General features: G+C 69.7%; 26 protein-coding genes and 1 tRNA gene. 16 read left to right on the forward strand and 11 right to left on the reverse strand.

What is annotated here, in order from left to right; genetic code table 11:
• The first annotated feature begins 37 nt into the window (after positions 1-37).
• Genes cysS through ACIPVN_RS14135 form a run of 3 tightly spaced genes read left to right on the forward strand, consistent with a single transcriptional unit; the run spans position 38 to position 3116 of the window.
• A complete protein-coding gene (cysS, locus tag ACIPVN_RS14125) occupies positions 38-1447 on the forward strand; it encodes a cysteine--tRNA ligase (RefSeq protein WP_400443960.1) in 1410 nt (469 codons plus the stop codon).
• Complete coding sequence (rlmB, locus tag ACIPVN_RS14130) at positions 1440-2444, forward strand: 23S rRNA (guanosine(2251)-2'-O)-methyltransferase RlmB (RefSeq protein WP_400443963.1); 1005 nt, start codon at positions 1440-1442, stop codon at positions 2442-2444. Before cysS ends, rlmB begins: the two co-directional genes overlap by 8 nt.
• Positions 2445-2474: 30 nt before the next feature.
• The gene (locus tag ACIPVN_RS14135) at positions 2475-3116 is read left to right on the forward strand and encodes an NAD(P)-dependent oxidoreductase (RefSeq protein ID WP_400443966.1); all 642 of its coding nucleotides are present in this window, start codon (positions 2475-2477) and stop codon (positions 3114-3116) included.
• 27 nt (positions 3117-3143) lie between these two features.
• Here ACIPVN_RS14135 and ACIPVN_RS14140 read toward each other — a convergent pair whose 3' ends face one another.
• Both ACIPVN_RS14140 and ACIPVN_RS14145 read right to left on the reverse strand, forming a co-directional pair.
• Entirely contained in the window at positions 3144-4454 is a 1311-nt protein-coding gene (locus tag ACIPVN_RS14140) for a DUF4032 domain-containing protein (protein ID WP_400443969.1), read from the reverse strand.
• Positions 4455-4534: 80 nt separating this feature from the next.
• Positions 4535-5638 (reverse strand): ABC transporter ATP-binding protein, encoded by a 1104-nt coding sequence (locus ACIPVN_RS14145; protein WP_400443971.1) that lies wholly within the window; start codon positions 5636-5638, stop codon positions 4535-4537.
• Positions 5639-5875: 237 nt separating this feature from the next.
• Between ACIPVN_RS14145 and ACIPVN_RS14150 the strand changes: the two genes are divergently transcribed.
• Together ACIPVN_RS14150 and ACIPVN_RS14155 are read left to right on the forward strand one after the other, a co-directional pair.
• Positions 5876-6829 carry a DsbA family protein gene (locus tag ACIPVN_RS14150; protein ID WP_400443974.1) on the forward strand — a complete coding sequence of 318 codons (954 nt, stop codon included), beginning with the start codon at positions 5876-5878 and terminating at the stop codon, positions 6827-6829.
• A 41-nt stretch (positions 6830-6870) separates the two neighbouring features.
• Positions 6871-6943, forward strand: a tRNA-Thr gene (locus ACIPVN_RS14155).
• Between the two features lie 24 nt (positions 6944-6967).
• On the opposite strand, the gene ACIPVN_RS14160 is transcribed toward ACIPVN_RS14155, so the two are convergent.
• The gene (locus ACIPVN_RS14160) at positions 6968-7450 is read right to left on the reverse strand and encodes a hypothetical protein (protein ID WP_400443977.1); all 483 of its coding nucleotides are present in this window, start codon (positions 7448-7450) and stop codon (positions 6968-6970) included.
• A 96-nt stretch (positions 7451-7546) separates the two neighbouring features.
• Here ACIPVN_RS14160 and ACIPVN_RS14165 point away from each other — a divergent pair, with 96 nt between their 5' ends.
• Complete coding sequence (locus tag ACIPVN_RS14165; protein ID WP_400443980.1) at positions 7547-8500, forward strand: aldo/keto reductase; 954 nt, start codon at positions 7547-7549, stop codon at positions 8498-8500.
• Between the two features lie 16 nt (positions 8501-8516).
• Here ACIPVN_RS14165 and ACIPVN_RS14170 read toward each other — a convergent pair whose 3' ends face one another.
• From ACIPVN_RS14170 to ACIPVN_RS14180, 3 genes are read right to left on the reverse strand one after another with little or no spacing between them, the layout of a single operon-like run.
• Positions 8517-10043, reverse strand: coding sequence for a serine hydrolase domain-containing protein (locus ACIPVN_RS14170; protein ID WP_400443982.1), 1527 nt, complete (start codon positions 10041-10043; stop codon positions 8517-8519).
• A 14-nt stretch (positions 10044-10057) separates the two neighbouring features.
• Entirely contained in the window at positions 10058-10600 is a 543-nt protein-coding gene (locus ACIPVN_RS14175) for an ArsR/SmtB family transcription factor (protein ID WP_400443985.1), read from the reverse strand.
• A 51-nt stretch (positions 10601-10651) separates the two neighbouring features.
• Positions 10652-11803: a calcium:proton antiporter gene (locus tag ACIPVN_RS14180; RefSeq protein WP_400443988.1), complete on the reverse strand. Its 1152-nt coding sequence runs from the start codon at positions 11801-11803 to the stop codon at positions 10652-10654.
• Positions 11804-11968: 165 nt separating this feature from the next.
• On the opposite strand from ACIPVN_RS14180, the gene ACIPVN_RS14185 reads away from it, so the two are divergent.
• Positions 11969-12505 carry a hypothetical protein gene (locus ACIPVN_RS14185; RefSeq protein WP_400443990.1) on the forward strand — a complete coding sequence of 179 codons (537 nt, stop codon included), beginning with the start codon at positions 11969-11971 and terminating at the stop codon, positions 12503-12505.
• Here ACIPVN_RS14185 and cycA read toward each other — a convergent pair.
• On the reverse strand, positions 12494-13942 hold the full coding sequence (cycA, locus tag ACIPVN_RS14190; protein WP_400443993.1) for a D-serine/D-alanine/glycine transporter: 1449 nt from the start codon (positions 13940-13942) through the stop codon (positions 12494-12496). The two genes, ACIPVN_RS14185 and cycA, sit on opposite strands and share 12 nt — an antisense overlap.
• A 173-nt stretch (positions 13943-14115) precedes the next feature.
• Between cycA and ACIPVN_RS14195 the strand changes: the two genes are divergently transcribed.
• From ACIPVN_RS14195 to ACIPVN_RS14210, 4 genes are read left to right on the forward strand one after another with little or no spacing between them, the layout of a single operon-like run.
• Positions 14116-15063 (forward strand): ABC transporter ATP-binding protein, encoded by a 948-nt coding sequence (locus ACIPVN_RS14195; RefSeq protein WP_400443996.1) that lies wholly within the window; start codon positions 14116-14118, stop codon positions 15061-15063.
• Positions 15060-15821 carry an ABC transporter permease gene (locus ACIPVN_RS14200; RefSeq protein WP_400443999.1) on the forward strand — a complete coding sequence of 254 codons (762 nt, stop codon included), beginning with the start codon at positions 15060-15062 and terminating at the stop codon, positions 15819-15821. The genes ACIPVN_RS14195 and ACIPVN_RS14200 overlap by 4 nt, the downstream gene beginning before the upstream one ends.
• A gap of 9 nt (positions 15822-15830) precedes the next feature.
• On the forward strand, positions 15831-16922 hold the full coding sequence (locus tag ACIPVN_RS14205; RefSeq protein WP_400444002.1) for a sensor histidine kinase: 1092 nt from the start codon (positions 15831-15833) through the stop codon (positions 16920-16922).
• Positions 16919-17533, forward strand: a complete 615-nt coding sequence (locus tag ACIPVN_RS14210) for a response regulator (RefSeq protein ID WP_400444005.1) — start codon at positions 16919-16921, stop codon at positions 17531-17533. Before ACIPVN_RS14205 ends, ACIPVN_RS14210 begins: the two co-directional genes overlap by 4 nt.
• Before the next feature lie 12 nt (positions 17534-17545).
• Here ACIPVN_RS14210 and ACIPVN_RS14215 read toward each other — a convergent pair whose 3' ends face one another.
• Positions 17546-17929, reverse strand: a complete 384-nt coding sequence (locus tag ACIPVN_RS14215; RefSeq protein WP_400444008.1) for an MmcQ/YjbR family DNA-binding protein — start codon at positions 17927-17929, stop codon at positions 17546-17548.
• A gap of 2 nt (positions 17930-17931) precedes the next feature.
• Positions 17932-18585: an SOS response-associated peptidase family protein gene (locus ACIPVN_RS14220; protein ID WP_400444011.1), complete on the reverse strand. Its 654-nt coding sequence runs from the start codon at positions 18583-18585 to the stop codon at positions 17932-17934.
• Between the two features lie 69 nt (positions 18586-18654).
• Here ACIPVN_RS14220 and ACIPVN_RS14225 point away from each other — a divergent pair, with 69 nt between their 5' ends.
• Positions 18655-19593: a DMT family transporter gene (locus tag ACIPVN_RS14225; RefSeq protein ID WP_400444014.1), complete on the forward strand. Its 939-nt coding sequence runs from the start codon at positions 18655-18657 to the stop codon at positions 19591-19593.
• Here ACIPVN_RS14225 and ACIPVN_RS14230 read toward each other — a convergent pair whose 3' ends face one another.
• Together ACIPVN_RS14230 and msrB are read right to left on the reverse strand one after the other, a co-directional pair.
• Positions 19594-20175 (reverse strand): nitroreductase family protein, encoded by a 582-nt coding sequence (locus tag ACIPVN_RS14230; RefSeq protein ID WP_400444017.1) that lies wholly within the window; start codon positions 20173-20175, stop codon positions 19594-19596.
• Positions 20172-20582: a peptide-methionine (R)-S-oxide reductase MsrB gene (gene msrB, locus ACIPVN_RS14235; protein WP_400444020.1), complete on the reverse strand. Its 411-nt coding sequence runs from the start codon at positions 20580-20582 to the stop codon at positions 20172-20174. Before msrB ends, ACIPVN_RS14230 begins: the two co-directional genes overlap by 4 nt.
• A gap of 71 nt (positions 20583-20653) precedes the next feature.
• Between msrB and ACIPVN_RS14240 the strand changes: the two genes are divergently transcribed.
• From ACIPVN_RS14240 to groL, 4 genes are all read left to right on the forward strand, one after another.
• Entirely contained in the window at positions 20654-21646 is a 993-nt protein-coding gene (locus tag ACIPVN_RS14240; RefSeq protein ID WP_400444023.1) for a DUF2332 family protein, read from the forward strand.
• 9 nt (positions 21647-21655) lie between these two features.
• On the forward strand, positions 21656-21913 hold the full coding sequence (locus tag ACIPVN_RS14245) for a DUF3263 domain-containing protein (RefSeq protein WP_400444026.1): 258 nt from the start codon (positions 21656-21658) through the stop codon (positions 21911-21913).
• Between the two features lie 25 nt (positions 21914-21938).
• Positions 21939-22511: a LytR C-terminal domain-containing protein gene (locus ACIPVN_RS14250; protein WP_400444029.1), complete on the forward strand. Its 573-nt coding sequence runs from the start codon at positions 21939-21941 to the stop codon at positions 22509-22511.
• A 124-nt stretch (positions 22512-22635) separates the two neighbouring features.
• The gene (gene groL, locus ACIPVN_RS14255; protein ID WP_400444032.1) at positions 22636-24255 is read left to right on the forward strand and encodes a chaperonin GroEL; all 1620 of its coding nucleotides are present in this window, start codon (positions 22636-22638) and stop codon (positions 24253-24255) included.
• Positions 24256-24295: the final 40 nt, after the last annotated feature.

Here is a 24295-nt window from a genome sequence, read left to right on the forward strand (position 1 = left end):
TCGAGGCGCGTAGGGGCGGGCCGAGTAGGCTTGAGCGGTGACTCTCCGCCTCTACGACACCCGTGCGCAGGACCTGCGCGACTTCGTGCCGCTCGACCCCGGAAACGTCACGATGTACGTATGCGGTCCGACCGTGCAGTCCGGCCCTCACATCGGGCACGTCCGCGCGGCGCTCAGCTTCGACCTGCTGCGCCGGTGGCTCGAGAAGCGGCACGGACGCGTCACCTTCGTGCGCAACGTGACCGACATCGACGACAAGGTGCTCGCGAACGCCACCGACACGGAGCCCTGGTGGGCCCTCGCCTATCGGATCGAGCGGGAGTTCACCGCGGCCTACGCCGGCATCGGCATCCTGCCCCCGACGTACGAGCCGCGCGCGACGGCATCCGTCCCGCAGATGCAGGAACTCATCGCGCTGCTCGTCGAGCGCGGCCACGCGTACCCGGCCGCCGATGGCTCGGGCGACGTGTACTTCGACGTGCGCTCGTGGAGCGACTACGGCGCGCTGACGCACCAGTCGATCGACGCGATGGAGGCCGCGGAGGACGCCGACCCCCGTGGCAAGCGCAATCCCCAGGATTTCGCCCTCTGGAAGGGCTCGAAGACCGATGAGCCCGCGGATGCCCGGTGGGCATCTCCCTGGGGCGAAGGCCGGCCCGGCTGGCACATCGAATGCTCCGCGATGGCGAAGCGCTACCTCGGAGCGGAGTTCGACATCCACGGCGGGGGACTCGATCTGCGCTTCCCGCACCACGAGAACGAGTTGGCTCAGTCCACCGCCGCGGGAGACGCGTTCGCGCGGTACTGGGTGCACAACGGTCTGGTCACCGTGAACGGGCAGAAGATGTCGAAGTCGCTCGGTAACTTCACGCTGGCCGCCGACGTGCTCGCCGCCCGCGATCCGCTCGTCGTGCGCTACGCCCTCGCGGCGGCGCACTACCGCTCGAGCCTCGACCTGACGGAGTCGTCGTGGACGGAGGCGGAGGCCGCGCTCGGACGCATCCGCACCTTCCTCGAACGGGGCGAGCGGCTCGCGAAGCCGGGCTGGGGCCAGGCGAAGGAGGGGCTCCCGCAGGAGTTCGTGGAGGCCATGGACGACGACCTCTCGGTACCCCGGGCGCTCGCCGCGATCCATACGAGCATCCGCTCCGGAAATGCGCTCCTCGACGCCGGCAAGTACGATGAGGCGAGGCAGGACGTGATGGACGTCATTCAGATGACGCTCGTCCTGGGGATCAATCCGCACTCGAAGCAGTGGAACGGCACCGGCGGGGGAGCCGAGGCCGCCGCACTGGACGCACTCGTCCAGACGATGATCACCCAGCGCGCAGAGGCGCGTGCCGACAAGGACTGGGCGGCAGCCGATCGCATCCGTGACGCGATCGCAGCCGCAGGAATCATGCTGGAGGACACTCCGGCCGGAACTCATTGGAGTATCGATGGCTAAGCCACAGCGCCCGGGCGCGAACAAGGGCAACAAGAAGGGCCCCACCAAGGGCACCGGTGGCCTCGGGCGCAAGGCGCTCGAGGGACGCGGACCCACGCCGAAGGCCGAGGACCGCGCCTGGCACCCCGCCGGCAAGCGCAAGGCCGCGGCCGAGCGCTACGCCGCGTCCGGCGGCAAGGGCAAGCCGGGCCAGCGGCAGACCGCCGGCGGCAACCCGAACCGGTCGGCGCGCTCCAAGGACAACACGACGGAGACCGAGGTCGTCACCGGCCGCAACTCGGTGCTCGAGGCACTGCGTGCGAAGATCCCGGCGACGGCGTTCTACATCGCGCAGCGCGTCGAGATGGACGACCGCGTGAAGGAGATGCTCTCGATCGCGACGCACCGCGGCATCCCGGTGCTCGAGGTCACGCGCCAGGAGCTCGATCGCATGGCCGGATTCGACGGCGTGCACCAGGGCGTCGCCATCAAGGTGCCGCCGTACGAGTACGCGCACCCGCAGGATCTGCTCGAGAAGGCGATCGACAAGGGGCAGGTGCCGCTGTTCGTCGCTCTCGACGGCATCACCGACTCCCGCAACCTCGGCGCGATCATCCGATCGGCGGCCGCTTTCGGCAGCCACGGCGTGATCCTGCCGCAGCGCCGTTCGGCGGGGGTGAACTCCGCCGCCTGGAAGACGAGCGCCGGGGCCGCTGCCCGGCTTCCCGTCGCGCTCGCGACGAATCTGACCACGCAGCTCAAGGAGTTCAAGAAGCAGGGCGTGTTCATCCTCGGCCTCGCCGGCGACGGCGACGTCGACCTGCCCGCGCTCCAGCTCGCCGATCGTCCGGTCGTCATCGTCGCCGGAGCCGAGGGCAAGGGCCTCTCGCGCCTCGTCCGCGAGACCTGCGATCAGATCGTCTCGATCCCGATCTCCACGGCCACCGAGTCGCTGAACGTCGGCATCGCCACCTCCGTCGCCCTGTACCAGGTCGCGACCATCCGCTCCACGAAGTAGTCGCCGCAGGATCCGAAGGGAAGAGTCCGCATGAGCCGCATCGTCGTCTTGGGAGGGACCGGCTACGCCGGTCATCACATCGCGGCCGAGGCGGTGAGCCGCGGTCACGAGGTCGTCGCGGTGTCGCGCTCGGTGCCGACGGATGCCGTGGAGGGCGTCGCGTACATCCAGGGCTCCGTGCTGGACCTCGCTCCTCTCGCCGGCGCTTTCGCGGGAGCGGATGCCGTGGTCTCGGCGCTCTCGCCCCGCGGCGACATGGAGGATCGCGTGCTCGACGCGCTCGAGGGTGTGGCCCGACAGCTCAGCGGCACCGGCACGCGCCTCGGCGTGGTCGGGGGAGCGGGAGGGAGCCTGGTCGCCCCCGGCGGCCCGCGGCTGTTCGACGGGGACTTCCCCGAGGAGTACAAGCACGAGGCGCAGGTCGGAATCGACTCGCTCGCGTTCCTCGAGAGCACGGATGCCGCGCTCGACTGGTTCTTCGTGCACCCGGCCGAGGTCTTCGGGCCCTGGGCCGAGGGCGAGCGCACCGGTCACTACCGCGACGGCGGTGACGTGCTCGTGCGCGACGCCGACGGCAAGTCCTTCATCTCGGGCGCCGATTTCGCCGTCGCGGTCGTCGACGAGATCGAGCAGGGCAACCACCACCGCGAGCGGTTCACCGTCGGCTACTGACCACGAACGGGCATCGCCCCCGGAGGATCAGACGAGATCGCGCCAGTCGATGTCGCCGTCCTCGTCGTCGTCCGTCGTGCGCGTGGCGCCGGTGATGACGGGAAGGCTCATCGTCTCGGTGGGAGGGCCCATGATGGTCGCCTCGTCGCGACGGTGCCGGAGCACCTCGTTGATGTAGCTCGTCAGCACCTCGGCGAGCGGCACGGGGCGCCCCTGCGCCTGCGACAGGTACCACCGGTGCTCGAGCACCTGGTGGAACACCTCCGCGGGCTCGAGCTTCGCGCGCAGGTCGTAGGGGATCGCACGCACGACCGGCTCGAAGACGCGCGTCAACCACTCGTGCGCGTACATCTCCTCGTCGGCCCACTGCTTGGTGGAACGCGCGCGGAACTCGTCGAGATCGTTGAGCAGGCGACGTGCCTGGTTCTCCTCGACGTCGAGACCGGTGAGGCGGATGAGTCGGCGCTGGTGGTGGCCGGCGTCGACGACCTTCGGCTGGATCTCGACGATGGCGCCGTCGCCCGTGGTCGTCATCGACATCTCGTCGATGTCGAAACCGAGGGCGTTCAGCCGCTCGACGCGCTCGGTGATGCGCCAGGTCTCGGAGGCCGAGAAGGAGTCCTGCGCGGTCAGCTCGGCCCACAGCGAGCGGTACGACGAGACGATGCCGTCGGCGATCGCGACCGCGTCGACACCGTTCTCGAGCCGCCCGCCGGCGGCGAGGTCCATGATCTCGCCGGCGATGTTCGTGCGGGCGAGATCGAGATCGTAGGCGCGCTGCCCGTCGGTCAGCCCCTCTTCGTGCAGTTCACCCGTCTCGGCGTCGACGAGGTACGCGGCGAACGCTCCCGCGTCTCGGCGGAAGAGCGTGTTCGACAGGGATACGTCGCCCCAGTAGAAGCCGACGTTGTGCAGGCGCACCAGCAGGAGGGCGAGGGCATCGACGAGTCGGGTGGCGGTGTCGGGGCGCAGCACGCGGGTGAAGAGCGCGCGGTACGGCATCGAGAAGCGCAGGTGCGAGGTGACCAGGGCGGCGGGGAGGGGTTCGCCGTCGGCATCCGTTCGACCGGCGATGACGGCGACACGGTCGACGCAGGGCACGTCGAGGCGGGCGAGGTTGCCGAGCATCTCGTACTCGCGACGCGCCATCTCCTCGGTGGTCTCCTTCACCGCGACGACGCGCCCCGACAGATCGGCGAAGCGCACGAGGTGCCGTGACAGCCCCTTCGGGAGCGAGACGATGTGCTCGGAGGGCCAGCGGGCCAGCGTCGTCGACCAGGGGAGGCCGAGGAGGCCGGGGTCGACGGTGCTGGCGGTGATGCGCAGCGATTCCTGCATGGCGCTCCTGGGAGGTCGGGGTGGACGCAGACGCGGCGCGGGCGACCGAAGTCGACCCGCGCCGCGAGTGGTGTGTGCGATCAGGCCGAGACGACCGGAGCCGTGTTCAGGCGGCTTCCCGACTCGAGGTCGAACGCGTGAACGTGACCCGGGTTGGCGGCGAGGGTGACCGTCTCGCCGGCGTTCGGGTGGCTGCGACCGTCGACGCGCGCGACGAGGTCGGTGCGCTTGCCGTTGATGTCGGTGTGGCCGTAGAGGTAACCGTCGGCGCCGAGCTCCTCGACGAGGTCGACGACGACCGAGAGGCCCTTGCCGTCGGCCGGTCCGACCGTGATGTCCTCGGGACGCACGCCGACCGTGACCTGCGTGCCGTTCGCACCGGCGACCGCGTCGCGCTCGAGCGGCACGACCTCGCTGCCGAAGCGCACGCCGCCCTCGGCGAGGTCCGCCGTGAACAGGTTCATGGCGGGGGAGCCGATGAAGCCGGCGACGAAGACGTTGTTCGGCTTCTCGTACAGGTCGCGCGGCGTGCCGACCTGCTGCAGGAGACCGTCCTTGAGCACCGCGATGCGGTCGCCCATGGTGAGGGCCTCGGTCTGGTCGTGCGTGACGTAGACCGTGGTGACGCCGAGGCGGCGCTGCAGCGATGCGATCTGCGTACGCGTCTGGACACGCAGCTTGGCGTCGAGGTTCGACAGCGGCTCGTCCATGAGAAAGACCTGGGGCTGACGCACGATCGCGCGACCCATGGCGACACGCTGACGCTGGCCACCCGAGAGGGCCTTCGGCTTGCGGGTCAGGTACTCCTCGAGGTCGAGCAGCTTGGCGGCCTCGAGCACGCGGGTGGCCCGCTCTTCCTTGCCGACGCCGGCGATCTTGAGCGCGAAGCCCATGTTCTCGGCGACCGTCATGTGCGGGTACAGCGCGTAGTTCTGGAAGACCATCGCGATGTCGCGGTCCTTCGGCGGCACGTCGGTGACGTCGCGGTCGCCGATGAGGATGCGGCCCGCGTTGACCTCTTCGAGGCCGGCGAGCATGCGGAGCGAGGTGGACTTACCGCAACCGGACGGTCCGACCAGGACGAGGAACTCGCCGTCGGCGACCTGGAGGTCGAGCTTGTCGACGGCCGGACGGGTGCCGCCCGGGTAGAGGCGGGTGGCCTCGTCGAAAGTCACAGATGCCATTGTGTTTCTCCTTCACCGGCAGGTACGTGCCGGACGATCCGTAGTGATGGATGCGGCGGTTCGACCCGCCGTGACCCCTCGTTGGGTCGCTCTCAGTATGACATGGCCCGCGGCATCTGGGTATTTCTCAGGTGCGGTGGTTAGCATCGAACCCGGCCGTGCAACGCGGCGATCGTCGCCTATCCGATATCCGATGATCGGGGCCACCCTGCCCCCGTGAGACTTTCAAGAGGAACGATGTCGAGCGACGAAACGCCGAACGTCCCCACCCCTCGCAACTCCCGCGAGGCCGTGCGGGAGAAGGCACAGCGAGTGCATGCGCAGCAGTCCCGTGCGCGCATCATGCGACGGATCATCATCGGGACGCTCGCGGTGGTGGCCGTCGGTGCGATCGGCACCGCCGTGACCCTGGCGGTCTCGGCGCAGGTGTCGAAGCCCCAGCTCTCGCCGACCGGCATGGACGGCGACGGCGTGGTCGTCTCCGAGCTCTCGGCGTCCGCGGCATCCGACGCCGGTACGGCGGCACCCACCCCCGACCCCTCCGAGGCCGCGGGCGAGGCGCCCGCCGAACCGACGGCCCAGCCGACGACGGCCCAGAAGGTCGACATCCACATCTACGTGGACTATCTGTCCGACGACGCCGGTGAGTTCGAGCGCGCCAACGCCCGCCAGCTCACCAATTGGATCAGCGAGGGTGCGGTCACCGTGACCTATCACCCGGTCGCCCTGCTGACCGCGAGCTCGAACGGCACCAAGTACTCGCTGCGCGCCGCCGCGGCATCCGCCTGCGTCGCGACTCACTCGCCCGAGCAGTTCTACGCCTTCAACCACGACCTGCTCGACAATCAGCCCGAGGTGAACACCGACGGGCTGTCCGACAGCGAACTCGCGGACCTCGCGGGTGCCGTCGGCGTCGACAACACCAAGACCGTGCGCAACTGCATCCAGGACGGCGACTACCTGACCTGGGCCAAGGAGGCGACGACCCGCGCACTCGAGGGCCCGCTGCCCGGCTCCGACGACCTCGTGCTCGCGTCGACCCCGATGATCGTCGCCAACGGCGAGGCATACGTCGGTGCGCTCGACGACCCGGCCGAGTTCTCGCAGTTCGTGCTCACTGTCGCCAGCGACGCTTACTACCAGGCCACCGCGACGCCCACGCCGACACCGACCGAGACTCCGGCCGAGTAGGTCGGAAGGCCTCCGCCACCATCGCTAAGCTGGTGGCACCCGCCGACTTGGCGCAATTGGTAGCGCACCGTACTTGTAATACGGGGGTTACGGGTTCGAGTCCCGTAGTCGGCTCTCAGGAATCGCAGGGTACTGCGATCACTCGTGCGGGTGTTCTCCGCGCAGCAGCTCCGCCCGCTGATCGTCGACGCCGCTCGGAATGGTCTCGCCGTAGGTCGTGATGTCGGGGCCGGTGGAGGTCTTCTCGACGCCGCAGACGGCCGCGCCCTCGGTGCCGGCGCGATCCGTGGGCACGACCACGAACCACGTCGCCTGCTCGGCCAGCCATTCGACGGTGCCCTGATCGCTCGCATAGGTCGCGCCGCCCGCGTAGGCGTCGACCTTCTCGACGCACATCCGCACGAGCTCGCCGTCGCTGGGATCGGACGCGACGGGCGGCGACGACGGCGCGGGCGCCGTGGACGGGCTGGACGACGGAGCCGGTGCGGCCGTGGAGGTGGGCGCGGCGGTCGCCGATTGCGTCGGGGCCGGCGTCGCCGAGGACGCGGGGATCGGCGTTCCCGTGCAGCCGGAGAGCACCGCGACGAGGGCGATCAGGGGGACGACGGCAGAACGGCGCATTCCTGAATGCTATGCGACGGTGCGCGCGATTCACGGGATCGGCGCGAGGGCCATCGAATCGGAAATAGTGCAGGGGATCCGTCGGTTACGACGAGCATGACTCGTATCGGAAACAGCGACCTTGATGTCTTCCCGCTCTCGCTCGGTGGCAATGTCTTCGGCTGGACGGCCGACCGCGACACATCCTTCGCGGTGCTCGACGCCTTCGTCGCGGGCGGCGGCGACTTCGTCGATACCGCCGACGGTTACAGCGCGTGGGCGCCCGGGAATTCCGGCGGCGAGAGTGAGACGATCATCGGCGAGTGGCTGGCGTCGCGCAAGCCGCAGGGCGTCACGGTCGCGACGAAGGTGAGCACGCACCCGGAGTTCCGGGGGCTCGCGGCGGCGAACATCCGCAGGGCCGCCGAGGCATCGCTCGCGCGCCTCGGCGTCGATGCGATCGATCTCTACTACGCCCACTTCGACGACGACAGCGTGCCCCTCGAGGAGACGGTCGGTGCGTTCGGCCAGCTCGTGACCGACGGCCTCGTGCGCAACGTCGCCGTGTCGAACTACTCCGCCGACCGCATCCGCGAGTGGATCGAGATCGCCCAGCGCACCGGTGCCGCGCTGCCCGTCGCCGTTCAGCCGCACTACAACCTCGTGCACCGCAACGACGTCGAGAACGAGATCATCCCGCTGGCCGAGGAGTTCGGCCTCGGACTCGTGCCTTACTACTCGCTGGCGAGCGGTTTCCTCACGGGCAAGTACCGCTCCACCGAGACCTCGGGGCAGTCCTCGCCCCGAGCCGAGGGCGCCGCCAAGTACGCGACTCCCGCCGGGCTGAAGATCATCGACGCGCTCGAGGAGATCGGCTCCGCGCACGGCGCCTCGATCGCCGCGACGTCGCTCGCCTGGCTGCGCGCGCAGCCGACGGTGGTGGCTCCCATTGCGAGCGCCCGCACGGTCGAGCAGGTTCCCGACCTCCTCGCCGGCGCCCGCCTCGAGCTGAGCGCCGACGAGGTGCAGACGCTCGACCGCGTCTCGGAGTGGACTCCCGCGCAGGCCTGAACGGCCACCGGCATCCTCACCAGAGGAAGGTGACGCCGACCGCGGCCGCGACGCCGAGGGCCGCGGTCGGCCACCAGAACCATCGTCGACGCGCGGGGAGGAACGGCAGCGAGCGGCCGCGCAGTACGAGCAGTCCGACCGCCGCCAGGGTCGGCGCGAGAGCGACGCCCCACAGCCACCCGCCGACCGCGAACCACGGGCCGCTGTGCCAGAGCAGCAGGAGCCCGGCGAGCGCCCAGACGAGGTCGCTGAGCGAGGGGAGCAGCGCCTTCGCGCGGAGGGCGCGGACCAGCGCGACGACACCGAGCGCCAGCGCGATGCCGAAGACCGACCATCCCAGGATCAGATAGGGCTCGGCGGGGCCGGGGATCGGCGCACCCGAGCGATGCGACATCGCGACGTAGTCGACGGTCGCGACGGTGTTCGACAGGGCGATGAAGGCCGTGCCGGCGTCGCGGTCCATCGTGAGGATCGTGCGGAAGCCCGCCGTGCCACCGTTGTGCCAGGTCTGGGTGCCGTCTCCGTCGAAGGACGGAGAGGTGATCCAGCCCCAGCCGATCTCGCCCTCCGCTCCCATGGGAGCCGTCGGATCGAGTGCGGCCGCGCCCGGCGCCGAGCCGTCGAGATTGGCCTGCGCCCAGATCGCCAGGTCGGATGCCGTGGTGAACGTCGACGACCCCGCCGGCAGATATCCCTCACCCCACCAGCGCGGTGCGGGTGTGCCGTTGAGGAGGAAACCCGGAACCGCATCGGCCGGCACCTCCGCGGCCGTCGCGGCGACCGTGGTGTGGTCCATCCCGAGCGGGCCGAGGAGGCGCTCGTCGAGCAGAGTCGCATAGTCACCGGCACCGGCCGCCTCGACGAGGGCGGTTCCGAGGAGCGAGACGGCGAAGTTCGAGTAGACGGCGCCCTGGTCGGGGTCGACGGGGGCGATGGCCGCGTCGGCGATGAGCTGCGCCGTGGTCGTCGACGCATAGGCGTTGTCGTTGAGGATCAGGCTGGTCGCCGCGCCGTCGGCGGCCGTCGCGCCCAGCCCGGGGAGTCCGGAGGAATGCTGCGACAGGGACGCGAGGGTGACATCGCCGGCGGCCGTTCCCTCGAGGGCCGTGAGGTGCTGCGCGAGGCGATCGTCGGGGGCCACCTCACCGCGTTCGATCGCGTCGGCGAACAGCGCTCCGGTGAACGTCTTCGTGATCGAGCCGAGTTCGAACACGGTGTCGGGCCCGGGCGCCCCCGGGTGTGCGGGATCGGTGTCGCCGAGACCCGCGAAGACGATGCCGTCCCCATCGATCTCTGCGACCGACAGCGAGCGGAATCCGTCGAGCCCTCCGGGCAGAGTGCGGATGCTCTCCGCCAGGGTCTCGTCGCCGGTCCAGACCGAGCTCACGGTCTGCTGCTGCGGCCCGACGGCTGCGCCGAGGGCGATCGCGGCGACCGCGGCACCCGCCAGGACGCCGAGTACGGGGCCGGGGGAGCGTCGCGCAGGCGATGTCGACGCCGCTGTCGGGGTGGGATCGGTGAGTGCGGGGGTGGGGGAGGTCACGGTGCGGCTGCTCCTCAGCTCGAGGCGATCATGGTCAGGACGAGGAGCGGCACGATGCGCGCCGCCGGCACCTCGTAGAAACCGCGGCGCGGGGAGGACAGCCACCCCGCGCTCACGAGCTGGCGGAGGTGGTGGTACAGCTGGCCGGATGAGGCGAACTGCTCCAGTTCGAGCAGCTCGGCCGTGGTCTGGGTGCCGGCGAGGATGACACGCACGAGCTCGAGACGCACAGGGTGCCCCAGCGCTTCGAGGGGTCGAGCGAGTTCGCTCCACTCCTTGCCGAGGAGCTCTTCCGCGTAGAGGCCGTACTGCCAGCGGATGGGCCCGGCGGGCACCTCGACGGCACCCGCCATCATCACGGCGCCGGGAGCCCGGCGTCCGAGTTCGTTGACGAACCAGAGCGGATCGGCGGCGGGGTCGGATGTCGCAGCGCCCGGTTCCGGCGCCACGGTCGAGGCGTCGGCCGACGGCTCCCCGACCCGGACCCGCAATCGCTCGAGTTCGCGTTCGAGGGCGTCGACCCGGGCTTCTATCGCGTGCAGCGCGTCACGTCCCATGGCTACACCGTAGCAATAGTTCGTAATTACGGAGAAATCAAAGTTGCGTGGTCAACTGAACAGCACGAGCACGTACACCGCGAAGACCGCCAGGTGCGCGGCGCCGTGCACGGCCGTCACCCGCTTCGCCGCGAACGTCGTCACCGAGAGCAGCAGTGTCACGCCCAGCATCAGGAGGTTCGCCGGAGACTCGGCCAGTACCACGGTCTGGCCGGTGAGCATGCCGATGACCAGGACGGCGGGGATGGTGAGCCCGACCGTCGACACCAGCGCCCCGAGGCAGAGGTTCACCACCCGCTGCGCCTCGCCCCCGAGGGCGGCCCGCACCGCGGTGAGGGACTCCGGCAGGAACACGATCGCCGCGATCAGCACGCCGGCCAGAGCGGCCGGGGCGCCGAGGCGACCGAGGCCGTCATCGAGGAGCGCCGCCATGTCGTGCGAGAGCAGCACGATCGGGGTGACCGTCACCACGAGCAGGGCGAGGCGCACGAGGACCTCCGTGCGGTGCGCGGCGAGAGTCTCGCGGATGCCGGTGCGCGACGCCGCGTCCGCGGCATCCGTCCGTCGCCGCAGGCGTTCGTCGACCTCGGTGAAATCGCCCGCCTGCGCCCCCATCTGCCGGAAGAGGAAGAATGCGTAGATCCCGAGGGTCAGGATCACGATCGGGATCTCCTGGCCGAGCGTGTACGAGCCGTCGCGGCCGATGAGAGCCGGGAGGGCGAACGCGAGCGCGACGAGAACCACGAGCATCGCCAGGTAGGCCGAGGTTCCCGTGCGGTTGTGCGCCATGCCGCGGTGGCGGATGCCGCCGAGGAGCAGTGCGAGACCGATCACGAGGTTCAGGATGATCATGGCGACGGCCATCACCGAATCGCGGGCGATAGTGGCGTGCTCGCCCGGCCCGAGCATCACGGCCGAGATGAGGATCACCTCGATGAGCACGATCGACAGGGTGAGCACGAGCGATCCGTACGGGTCGCCCAGGCGATGGGCGAGGGCCTCGGCCTGCTTCACCACGCCGAACGCGCACACCAGGATCACTCCGATGATCACCCCGAGCGCGATGATCAGCAGGGGGACGGCGACGGGCGCCGCGAGCAGGGGATGCGCCAGCAGCACGACGAGGTAGGCGCCCCAGCCCAGGGCGATGCGGGCGATGTCGGGTCGTCCGACGAACTGTCTGACAGCGGTGGGGATCATCATCCGGTTCCTTCGCGGGGCCGTCCCCGGGTGATGACGCGATCCGGGTCGTCCCGGCCGCAGCGTGCACCGTGCACACCCAGTATTCTACCGGCTGTGTCCGACGGATTCCTGGGCAGTGCTCGTCAAGGAAAAGGGAGCGCATCGCGCTCCGGAGAGGAGAAACGGATGCTGGCGGTCGTCGTGCACATCGCGGTCGCCGCGATCGCGGGGTGGCTGGCCGTCGAGGCGGCGCATTACGCCCGAAAGCACCCGAACCGTGACCGCCGCGATCCGCGCCGTCTTCGGCTGATGAAGATCCTGCCGATCGGCGGGTGGACTCTGCTCCTGCTCAGCATCCCCATGATCCTGCTCTCGGACGCATCGCGCGACGATGATCGCACAGCCATGGCGATCGCCTCGTTCGCGATCCTCGGCGGCGGCATCCTCTTCCTCGTGATGTACCGCAACTGGTACGTCGCGTTCGGCGACGAGGAGGTGACGTTCCGCACCCTCGCGGGCGCCACGCGCAGCTTCCGCTACTCCGACATCGCCGACTACTCGGTGCGGCGCTCGGATCAGGGGCCGATGCTCACGGTGCGCACCGCGCGCGGGGTGCGGCTGAGCCTCAACATCCGGAGGTACGACGCCTCGCCCTTGCTCGCTCAGCTGCAGTTCCACCAGGCGACGGGGCGTTGGGCGATTCGCGGGGAGCTACGACGCTGACGCGGCGTCGTCGCCCTCATCGTCGCTGCGCAGGTGCGCGATGTGGGCCGCGTGCCGCTGCAGATGGGTCGGCGAGCGGCGCACGAACAACCACGCGACGACGAGCAGCGCGAACCAGATCGGTGTCACGAGCAGGGCCGTGAGGGTGTCGGGCTGGGTGGTCAGCGCCCAGAGGATGAAGACGAAGAACGCCAGCACGACGTAGACCATGAACACTCCGCCCGGCATCCGGAAGGCCGAGGTCGCGGCCTTCTCCGGGCGACGGCGGCGGTAGACGACGTAGCTGAGCAGGAAGATCGTCCACACGAACATGAAGCACACGGCGGAGACCGTCGTCACCATGTCGAAGGCGGTGCCGATGTCCTCCCCCGCGTAGAGCAGCACGACACCCGAGAGCAGAAGGATGCAGGAGAGGAACAGCGCGTTCTGGGGCACGCGGCGCTTCGAGAGGCGACCGAAGAGCTTCGGCGCGTCACCGTCCTGCGCGAGTCCGAAGACCATGCGCGAGGTGGAGTAGATGCCCGAATTGGCGCTCGACATCGCCGAGGTCAGCACCACCAGGTTCACGACGGTCGCGGCGATGCCGAGGCCCGCCAGGGCGAACATCGCGATGAAGGGGCTCTCGCCGGCGACGTACTCGGTCCAGGGGGTCACCGCCATCAGTACGATGAGGGCGCCGACGTAGAAGAGCAGGATGCGGATCGGGATGGCGTTGATCGCCTTGGGCAGGTTCCGCTTCGGGTCCTTCGTCTCGGCCGCGGCGGTGCCGACCAGCTCGATCCCGACGAACGCGAAGACCGCGATCTGGAAACCGGCGACGAACCCCATGAACCCGTGCGGGAACATGCCGCCGTGGCTCCAGAGGTTCGCGAACGACGCGGTACCGGCGTCGTGCGTGAATCCGGTGAAGATCATCACGAGACCCGTGACGATGAGGGCGACGATCGCCACGATCTTGATCAGCGCGAACCAGAACTCCATCTCACCGAACGCGGCGACCGTGGGGAGGTTGAGCGCGAGCAGGATGACGACCACGGCGACCCCCGGGATCCACAGCGGGATGCCGGGGATGAGGGTGTTCGTGTACCCGGCGATCGCGATGACATCGGCGACGCCCGTCACCACCCAGCAGAACCAGTACGTCCAGCCGGTGAAGAACCCGGCCCACGGCCCCAGCAGGTCGCTGGCGAAATCGCTGAACGACTTGTACTTGAGGTTCGAGAGCAGCAGCTCGCCCATCGCCCGCATGACGAAGAAGAGCATGAACCCGATGATCATGTAGACGAAGATCACCGAGGGCCCGGCGACCGAGATGGTCTTGCCGCTGCCCATGAAGAGCCCGGTGCCGATCGCCCCGCCGATGGCGAGGAGCTGGATGTGGCGGTTGCTCAGCGCTCGCCGGAGGTGCTGTTCTTCGTCGGTACTCTGCACGGTCACCCGATGCAGAGTAGCCGACGAGAACGGGTCATTCCGGGGCGACACCCTGCGAACGGATGCCGACGCTCGGGTGAGGGCCGGCGAACACCGCGCCGGCAACATGACGGATGTCATCCGCATCGCGTGACATCCCCATCCGGTGCGGGCCGTGCTCGTGGCGCTTCACTGGGAGCATGAGCCAGCCCCTCGTCGCCCCCGCCGATCGCCCTCCCGCAGAACCGGTGCCCGCCGTGGACCTCACCGGCATCGTCCGTCGCTTCGGGCACGGCGCGAACCGGATCGTCGCGGTCGATCATGTCGACCTGCGAATCGAACGCGGCGAGGTGGTCGCGCTGCTCGGCCCGAACGGCGCGGGCAAGACCACCACGATCGACGTGCTCCTCGGACTCGCCGAACCCGACGAGGGCACGGCGCGCGTGCTCGGAACGCATCCGCACCGCGCGGTCACCGCCGGACGCCTCGCGGCGGTGCTGCAGACCGGGGGACTGCTCGCCGACCTGACCGTGCGCGAGACGATCTCGGTCGTCGCCGGGCTGCACGGAGCCTCCGGCCGCATCTCCGAGGTCATCGAACGCGCCGACCTCGCCGCCATCGCGCGCCGCCGCGTCGGCAAATGCTCGGGAGGCGAGAAGCAGCGCGTGAAGTTCGCCCTCGCGCTGCTGCCGGACCCGGACGTGCTGGTGCTCGACGAGCCGACCGCGGGGATGGACGTCACCGCCCGTCGCCGCTTCTGGGAGGCGATGCGGGCGGATGCCGACGCCGGCCGCACGATCGTGTTCGCCACCCACTACCTCGAAGAGGCCGAGCAGTTCGCGCGTCGCACGATCGTCATGAACCACGGCCGTGTGGTCGCCGATGGCACCACCGCCCGCCTTCGTGCGTCGCTGGGCGGCCGCACCGTCTCGGCGACGATCCCCGGCGGCGTCGCCGCGCTCGCCGCGGAGCTCCGCGGCGACGTCTCCGTCGCCGAGGTGTCGACCGACGCCGATCGGCTCACGGTGCGCACCGAGGCATCCGATCTGCTCGCCGGCCGGCTGCTGTCGCTCGGTGCCTGCGATCTCGAGATCACCGCGCCCACCCTCGAATCCGCCTTCACCTCGCTCACGGAGGACCCGTCATGACCGCGCTCGTCGCCCCCGCGCTCTACCGCACCGAGATCGTGCGGCAGGTCCGCAACCCGTACACGCTCGCCTTCACCCTGGCGATGCCGGTGGCCATGTATCTGCTCTTCGGCGCGAGCATGTCGTACGCCTCGCAGAGTGTGGGGGACGCGAATGTCTCGTTCTACGTGATGGTGTCGATGGGCGCCTACGGCACGGCGACCGCGATGAGCTCGCTGTGCTCGCTCGCCGCGTCCGAGGTCGGGCAGGGGTGGGGGCGCCAGCTCGCGCTCACCCCGCTCTCGACGGCGGGATACGCGGTGACCAAGGTGCTCGCCGCGGTGTCGTTCTCGGCGCTCGCCGTGCTCTTCGTCTACGCGGCCGGCCTCTCAACGGGTGCCGAAGCATCCGACACCTGGCGCTGGTTCGCCGCCGCCGGGATCACCCTGGGACTCGGGTTGATCTATGGACTGTTCGGCCTCGGCGTCGGCCTGGCCTTCAACTCCGACTCGGCCGCCGCTCTCGCCTCGATCTCGATCACCTTCTTCGGCTTCTTCGGCAACGTCTTCATCCCGCTCGACGGTGCGATGCTCGACATCGCGAAGTGGACGCCGATGTACGGCTACGTCGCGCTCGTGCGCTGGCCGGCCACCGACGGCACCCTCGTGGCAGGCGGCGCCGACCCGCTCTGGGCCGTGCTGCTGAACGTCGTCGTCTGGGCCGTGCTGTTCGCCGCGCTCGTGCGTCTCGGCGTGCTGCGGTCTCGGCGCCGTCGTTAGGCTGGGCCGATGACCACCGAGGCTGCCGAGACCCCGGCGCACACCGGCCCCTGGGAGCGCTGGGGATGGTTGATGGCCGTCGTCTGGATGGTGTTCCTCGTCTACCCGGTACTGGCGCTGCTCGCCTCGGCTGCCGCGACCGGATGGGTCGTGCTCGGCTGGGCGGGACTGGTGACGTTCGCCGTGGTGTACGTGGTCGGATTCGTCATCGGGATGCGCTCGTCGTGGGGGCGGCCCCGCCCGATCGTGCGCACGCTGTTCTGGGTGCAGCTCGCGTGCGCGCTCGCGACGATCCCGGCGATCGAGACGCAGGCGCTGAGCTTCCTGCCGTACCTCATGTCGTACGCGAGCTACGGCCTGCGTGGAATCTGGCACTGGGCGACGACCCTCGCGGGCATCGCGGTCACGACGGCGGCCGTCGTCGTGACCGGGAGGTTCGGCGACCACTTCCAGATCCTCGTCATCGTGCTGCTCATCGCGGTGGTGAACACCGTGAACACCTGGCTGATCGGACGCTCGGTCGACGCCGACAAAGTGCGGATGGATCTCGCCACCAGTGAGGAGCGCACCTCGATCGCCCGTGACGTGCACGACCTGCTCGGGCACGCCCTCACGGCCGTGAAGCTCAAGGCCGAGCTCGCCGAACGCCTCGTCGACCAGGATCCCGAGCGCGCCAAGGCCGAACTGGCACAGATCGTGCATCTCACGGGCGAGGCGATCGCCGGCGTGCGCAGCACCGTCACCGGCATCCGCAGTGTCGCGCTGGCGGAGCAGATCGATGCCAGCACGGTCGCGCTCGAGTCGGCGGGGCTGCGCGTCGAGGTCGAAGGCGACCCGGCGGCGCTGTCACCTGCGCAGGCTCTGCCCGCCGGGTGGATCGTGCGGGAATCGACGACGAACATCCTGCGTCACGCGAAGGCGCGGCGGGTGCGGATCATGATGGCTCCCGGTGTGGTGGCCGTCGAGGACGATGGGCGCGGCGCACGGGGACCCGCGGGCAACGGTCTGCGGGGGATGGCCGAACGCGCCGCGGCGGCGGGGGCCGTGCTGGCCGTGGAGGATGCCCCGAGCGGCGGGACGAGAGTGAGCGTGACCTGGTGACCGAACCGATCCGACTGCTGCTCGTCGATGATCAGGCCCTCGTGCGCGGCGCGATGGGTGCCCTCCTCGAACTCGAGGACGATCTGACGGTCGTCGCCGAAGCGTCCGACGGTGCGGAGGCGGCGGACAGAGCGGCTCAGGCCCAGCCCGACGTGTGCCTGATGGACATCCAGATGCCCGGCGTCGACGGGGTGGCCGCGACGCGTGCCGTGCGCGAGGTGAGTCCGTCGACGCGCGTGCTGATCGTGACGACCTTCGCGCGCCCCGGGTATCTGCGCCAGGCGCTGGACGCGGGCGCGAGCGGTTTCATCGCCAAGGACACGCCGGCCACGCAACTCGCGCACGCGGTCCGGCGGGTGCACCACGGGTTCCGCGTCGTGGATCCCGCTCTCGCCGAGGCCTCGCTGTTCGAGGGCGCCAACCCTCTGAGTGAGCGTGAGCAGCAGGTGTTGCGGCTGTCGGCGGACGGGCGTGCGATCGCGCAGATCGCCGCCGAGGTCTTCCTGTCGGCCGGAACGGTGCGCAACCATCTGTCGTCGGCCATCGGCAAGACGGCGACCGAGAACCGCGCACAGGCGGCGCGCGTCGCCCGCGACAAGGGGTGGATCTAGGATCCGGCGGGATCACGGGGCTGGTCGCGCGAACAGCTCGGGATCGACGGGGCGCTGTGCTCGGGGCAGCTTCTCGACGACCAGCAGGTACGACTCGGTGACCAGCTCTGTCACGAGCCCCGGTTCGAGCGACGGGCCCGGGCGCAGCGAGATCCAGTGCTTCTTGTTCATGTGGTAGCCCGGCAGGATGTCGGCGAACGTCTCGCGCAGGGCGACGGCGTCGTCGGGATGCGACTTGACGGTCACCCGCCCCGTGCCGTCGAGGGGGAGGAGCAGGAAGACGCGTCCGCGCACCTTGTAGACGTCCCACTCCGGCCCGAAGGGATTCGTGAGCTCTGCGCCGGGGAGTTCTTCGGCGCGTTCGGCCGCCGTGGCGGTGAGGGCATCGGCATCCATCGTCAGAACAGCCGGTCCGTGCCCTTGTCGTCGGATCGCGCGGCGACGGCGACGCGATCGTCGAGGGATGCCGCCGCCAGCAGCGCCTCGTCGATGAGCTCGCGATCTCCCTGGGCGGTGAGCCATTCGTGGGCGAAGGCGGTCGGGATGAGGACCGGCATGCGGTCGTGCACGCCGGCGAGGTGGGCGGGAGCCGGACGCATCACGATCGAGTAGCAGGTGAACCACTCACCGTCGGCGGTGCGGCCGCGCTGCGTGACCGCCGCCATGCCGAACAGGGTGCCCTCGCCCATACCGAACTCGTGCCACACGCGCTCGGGCTTCTTCATCTCGAACCAGCCGGTCGCGGGCACCAGTGCGCGGGTCTTGAGAGAGCCGGGGCGCTCCTGCAGGCGCTCGGAGCGGGTGTTGATCGAGGGGAACTTCGCGGGTTCACCGTCGACGAGGAACCCCCACCACGCGGGCTCGAGCGTGGTCTGGCCGTCGGCATCGACGACGACGGGATTGAGGTTGCGGAGGTTCTTGCCGGTCGGGCGCAGGGTCTCGCCCGCGTTCTGCTGCGCCCACTGACGCAGGCCGTCGAGCACGTCGGCGTCGGCTTCGGCCAGCAGTTCGGCGTCGGTGAATCGGGGATCCAGTCCATAGCTCGCGCACATGCCCACAGGCTAGTCCGGGGCGCCGACATCCGTCAGGGGTGGGAGGGGGGATCCGGTACCGTGAAACGAGTGACTCCGACCCGTTCGCTCCCCGCGCCGCTCGCGATCGGCGGCGCCGTGGCGATCGGCGTGATGACCGCGATCCAGGCGCGTATCAACGGCGTCCTCGGCATCCGTCTGGGTGACGGGGTCGTCGCCGGTCTCGTCTCCTTCGCCATCGGCACGGCCGTCCTTGCCGTCATCACCGCCTCCCTGCCGTCCGGTCGCGCCGGTATGGTTCGGCTCGTCCGGGGAGTCCGAGGCAGGACCATCCCGCCGTGGATGCTCCTCGGCGGCGCCTGCGGCGCGCTCACCGTCTCGACGCAGGGGCTCACCGCCGCCGTGCTCGGGGTCTCGCTGTTCACCGTGGGAGTGGTCGCGGGGCAGACCCTGCACGGACTCGTGCTCGACCGGATCGGTTTCGGGCCCGCAGGCGTCGTGGCCGTGACGATGGGGCGCGTCGCCGGGGCCGCGCTCGCGCTGGTGGCCGTCGGCGTCTCCCTGGGCGGAGACGTGCTGCGCACCGCCCCGTTGTGGATGCTCGTGCTCCCGTTCGCCGCCGGCGTGGGGATCGCGTGGCAGCAGGCCGTCAACGGGCGACTCGCGCAGCGGGTGTCATCGCCCATGGTGGCGACCATGACGAGCTTCATCGCCGGCACCGTGGTGCTCGCCGTCGCCGCCGCGATCAGCGTCGGCGTGCAGGGAACCCCGCACGCCCTGCCCGCCGAACCGTGGCTGTACACGGGCGGTTTCCTCGGCGTCGTCTACATCTTCCTCGGCGCGTTCCTCGTTGCGCACACCGGGGTGCTGCTGCTCGGGCTCGGTTCGGTGCTGGGGCAACTCGTCGCCGCGGTCGCGATCGACCTGATCTGGCCCACCGAGGCGGGACCTGCGACCTGGCAGATCATCACGATGGTGGTGATCGCCGCGGTATCCGTGCTCGTGGCGGTCGTGCGCCGACGCCGCTGATCATTTCTCTTTCTTCTTCTTCCCGGACTTCGCGCCCTTCGGCGCCCCGTCCGTCGGCATCCGCGTCAGCATCGCGTCGGCGTCGACGGGCGTGCGCCGCCCCGGGGACTTCGCCGGCTTGCCGCCGACGTAGAGCCATCCCAGCAGCACCTCGTTCTTCGCCAGCCCGTGCGCCCGAGCGACCGCCTTCGACCGCGTGTATCCGCCCGAGCGCCAGAACACGCCCCACCCGGCCTCGTCGAGCAGCAGGCTCAGCGTGTGCGCGACACCGGAGGCGACCGCCTCCTGCTCCCACACCGGCACCTTGTGGTTCGTGCGGTAGCTTCCGACCACCGCGATCAGCAGCGAGGCGCGCAACGGCTTGGTCGACGGCTTCTTCTCGCCCTCGGCCTTCGCGATCGCGGCGCCCAGGGCGAGCCGGTCGTCACCGCGCAGTTCGATCAGTCGCCACGGCCGCAGCGACGAATGGTCGGCCACGCGCCCGGCCGCGGCGATCAGCGGCAGGAGCTCCTCCCGGGAGGGCGCTTCCTCGGTGACCTTCGACCAGGACTGCCGCGAGCGGACGGCGTCGAGCGCGCTCACGCCTCGGGGGCCTCGGGAGTGAAGTTCATCGCCAGTGAGTTCATGCAGTAGCGGTCTCCGGTCGGGGTGCCGAAGCCGTCGGGGAAGACATGGCCCAGATGCGAACCGCACGTCGCGCAGCGCACTTCGGTGCGGACCATGCCGAGCGAGGTGTCCTCGATGAGCTCGACCGCCTCGGGACGGATCGACTCGTAGAAGCTCGGCCATCCGCAGCCGGAATCGAACTTCGTGCCGCTCTGGAAGAGCTCGGCTCCGCACGCCCCGCAGGTGTAGAGGCCGGCACGTCCTTCGTCGAGCAGTTCACCGGTCCAGGCGCGCTCGGTGGCCGCCTGGCGCAGCACCGCGTACTGGTCGTCGCCGAGCTCCTCGCGCCACTCGTCTTCGGTCTTTTCCACGCTGTACGACATGAGTCCTCCTGGGGTCCCCTCCATTCTCCCCCGTCGCGGGGCGCCGGGGTGCGTGCATCCACAATGGAGGGATGACGGATGCTGTTCGCGAGCGCTACACGCGCTTCGCCGAGAACGAGGCCCCCGGCCGCAGTGCGCTGTATGCGGAGTGGGCTGCGGGCGTCGCTGGCGATGCGGCGGTGCAGGAAGTGCTCGCACGCATCCCCGAGAACCGGCGCCAGCCACCGCTCGTCTTCGCGGTGACCCGGCTGCTCGGCGCATCGCTCGACGGATACGCGGTGTGGCGCGAGTTCGTGCTGCGGAACGCGGATGCCGTCGTCGCCGAATGCTCCGCGCGCTCGCTACAGACCAACGAACCTCTCCGGCTCGCCGCGCTCCTTCCGGTGCTGTCGGAGATCGACGGCCCGATCGCGCTGCTGGAGATCGGGGCATCCGCGGGCCTCTGCCTGTACCCGGATCGCTACTCGTACCGCGTCACCGGGCCCGACGGCGAGCTGCGGCTGGCGCTCGACCCGCGCGACGGGGTCTCGTCGGTCGTGCTCGCCAGTCGGGTCGCCGGGGAGCTGCCGGAGCTGCGGCTGCCGGAGATCGTGTGGCGCGCGGGGATCGACCTCGCACCCCTCGATGCCCGCGATCCCGACGATCGTCGGTGGTTGCAGGGGCTCGTGTGGCCGGGGGAGACGGGTCGCGAGCAGCGCATCGCGGCAGCGCTCGACATCGCGGCAGCCGATCCGCCGACGCTCGTCGCCGGCGATGCGCTCGAACGCCTCGATGCCCTCGTCGACGAGGCGCCGACCGATGCGACGCTCGTGATCACCACCCCCGGGGTTCTCGTGCACATTCCGCGTTCGGAGCGGGCGGCTCTGGTCGCCCGCATCCGTGCGTCCACCGCCCGCTGGGTGACGATCGACCCGCCCGGCCTGCTCGACGTCTGGGAGCCGCCGATCGACGCGGAGAGGTGGGCCGGGTTCGCGGTCGCGCTCGACGGTCGGGTGCGCGCTGCGGCCGACCCGCTCGGCGCGTGGTGGGAGTGGCGCGCGGCCGAGTGGCCGCTGCCGTCCTAACCTGGGCACATGATCGGTGACCTCACGGAGCGCGACCGCGCGATCCTCGCGCTCGAGACGGTCTGGCCCCGGCACAGCGGGGCGAAGGAAGAGGCCATCCGGGCGCAGTTGGGGATGAGTGCCGCCCGTTACTACCAGCTCCTCGGCAGGCTGATCGAGTCGGATGCCGCGCTCGAATTCGATCCGATGCTGATCCGTCGGTTGCGCCGTCTGCGCGACTCGCGAGTTCTGCGGCGTTCGGCGCGCACCCCTGGTTTCGTGGGCTGACCGCGCTCTCGGATAGCATCGTGGGGTGTCCAAGCCCACCCGTGATCGTTTCGACGACGTCCCCCGCTCATCCGGCCGCGTCGGGGCGCACCGCGCCGAAGCGCCGGGCATGAACGGTTGGGTGGTGCTGCTGTGGTCGTTCGTCGCGGCGCTCGTGCTCATCATCGTGGGCATCTTCGGCTCGCTGGTCGTGATGGGTCGGATCGACCTCTTCCCCGAAGCGGTGCCGACCGCCGAGCCGACTCCGGTCGAGACGGGCGTCGTCGACACGTCGTTCGAGATCACGATCCTCAACGCCACACCCGATGAGGGGCTCGACGAGCAGATGCGCGACACCCTGCTCAACGCCGGCTTCGGAACCGTGTACGCGAGCGACAGCGGCAGCCAGGACTTCGAGACCACCACGGTGTACTACGTCGACGAGGCCGATCGTCCGGCCGCACTCGGCGTCGCCGACCTGATCGGGGGCGCGGCGGTCGAGCAGAGCGACTTCTACGCCGACCTCAACGACGGCGAGGCGAAGCAGTTCACGATCGTCATCGGCCTCGATCGCTCCGCCACCGCCCCCGAGACTTCGGACGAGACGCCCGCTCCCTGACTCGCGTTCGACACCCTCCGCGCGCGGCTTGCACTCGCAGGGGTCGAGTGCCAGAATGGCGTTAGCACTCTCTCACTCTGAGTGCTAAACCCAACGTCTACGTCCAGGAGGGACGAAAAAACTCATGGCAAAGATCATTGCTTTCGATGAGGAGGCCCGCCGCGGCCTCGAGCGCGGCCTCAACATCCTCGCCGACGCGGTCAAGGTGACCCTCGGCCCGCGTGGTCGCAACGTCGTGCTCGAGAAGAAGTGGGGCGCCCCCACGATCACGAACGACGGTGTGTCCATCGCCAAGGAGATCGAGCTGGACGACCCGTACGAGAAGATCGGCGCGGAGCTCGTCAAGGAGGTCGCCAAGAAGACCGACGACGTCGCCGGTGACGGAACCACCACCGCCACGGTCCTCGCTCAGGCTCTGGTCCGCGAGGGTCTGCGCAACGTCGCAGCCGGTGCCGACCCGATCTCGCTCAAGCGTGGTATCGAGAAGGCCGTCGCCGCGATCACCGAGGAGCTGCTCTCCAGCGCCAAGGAGATCGATTCCAAGGAGCAGATCGCCGCCACGGCATCCATCTCCGCCGCAGACCCCGCGATCGGCGAGCTCATCGCCGAGGCGATCGACAAGGTCGGCAAGGAGGGTGTGGTCACCGTCGAGGAGTCGCAGACCTTCGGCACCGAGCTCGAGCTCACCGAGGGCATGCGCTTCGACAAGGGCTACCTGAACCCGTACTTCGTCACGGACCCCGACCGTCAGGAAGCCGTCTTCGAGGACCCCTACATCCTGATCGCGAACCAGAAGGTCTCCAACATCAAGGACCTCCTGCCGATCGTCGACAAGGTGATCCAGGACGGCAAGGAGCTCGTCATCATCGCCGAGGACGTCGAGGGCGAAGCTCTCGCGACTCTCGTGCTCAACAAGCTCAAGGGCATCTTCAAGTCGGTCGCCGTCAAGGCTCCCGGCTTCGGCGACCGTCGCAAGGCGCAGCTGCAGGACATCGCGATCCTCACCGGCGGTCAGGTCATCACCGAAGAGGTCGGCCTGAAGCTCGAGAACGCCACGCTCGACCTGCTGGGTCGTGCCCGCAAGGTCATCGTCACCAAGGACGAGACCACGATCGTCGAGGGTGCCGGCGAGGCCGAGCAGATCGAGGGTCGCGTGACCCAGATCCGTCGCGAGATCGAGAACACCGACAGCGACTACGACCGCGAGAAGCTGCAGGAGCGCCTGGCGAAGCTCGCCGGTGGTGTCGCCGTCATCAAGGCGGGCGCGGCCACCGAGGTCGAGCTCAAGGAGCGCAAGCACCGCATCGAGGACGCCGTCCGCAACGCGAAGGCAGCCGTCGAAGAGGGCATCGTCCCCGGTGGTGGCGTCGCGCTGATCCAGTCCGGCACGAAGGCGCTCAACGGTCTGTCGCTCTCGGGTGACGAGGCGACCGGTGCGAACATCGTCCGCGTGGCGATCGAGGCTCCGCTCAAGCAGATCGCGCTGAACGCCGGTCTCGAGCCGGGTGTCGTGGCGAACAAGGTCTCCGAGCTCCCTGCGGGCCAGGGCCTCAACGCCGCCACGGGCGAGTACGTCGACATGTTCGGCGCCGGCATCATCGACCCGGCCAAGGTGACGCGCTCCGCGCTGCAGAACGCCGCGTCGATCGCCGCGCTGTTCCTCACCACCGAGGCCGTCGTGGCCGACAAGCCCGAGAAGGCGTCCGCTCCGGTCGGCGACCCGTCGGGTGGCATGGACTTCTGATCCATCGCGCATGACAGAACGCCCCCGGCTTCGGCCGGGG

Origin of the sequence: Microbacterium sp. NPDC090003 (assembly GCF_044748385.1) — a bacterium.
GTDB lineage: Bacteria > Actinomycetota > Actinomycetes > Actinomycetales > Microbacteriaceae > Microbacterium.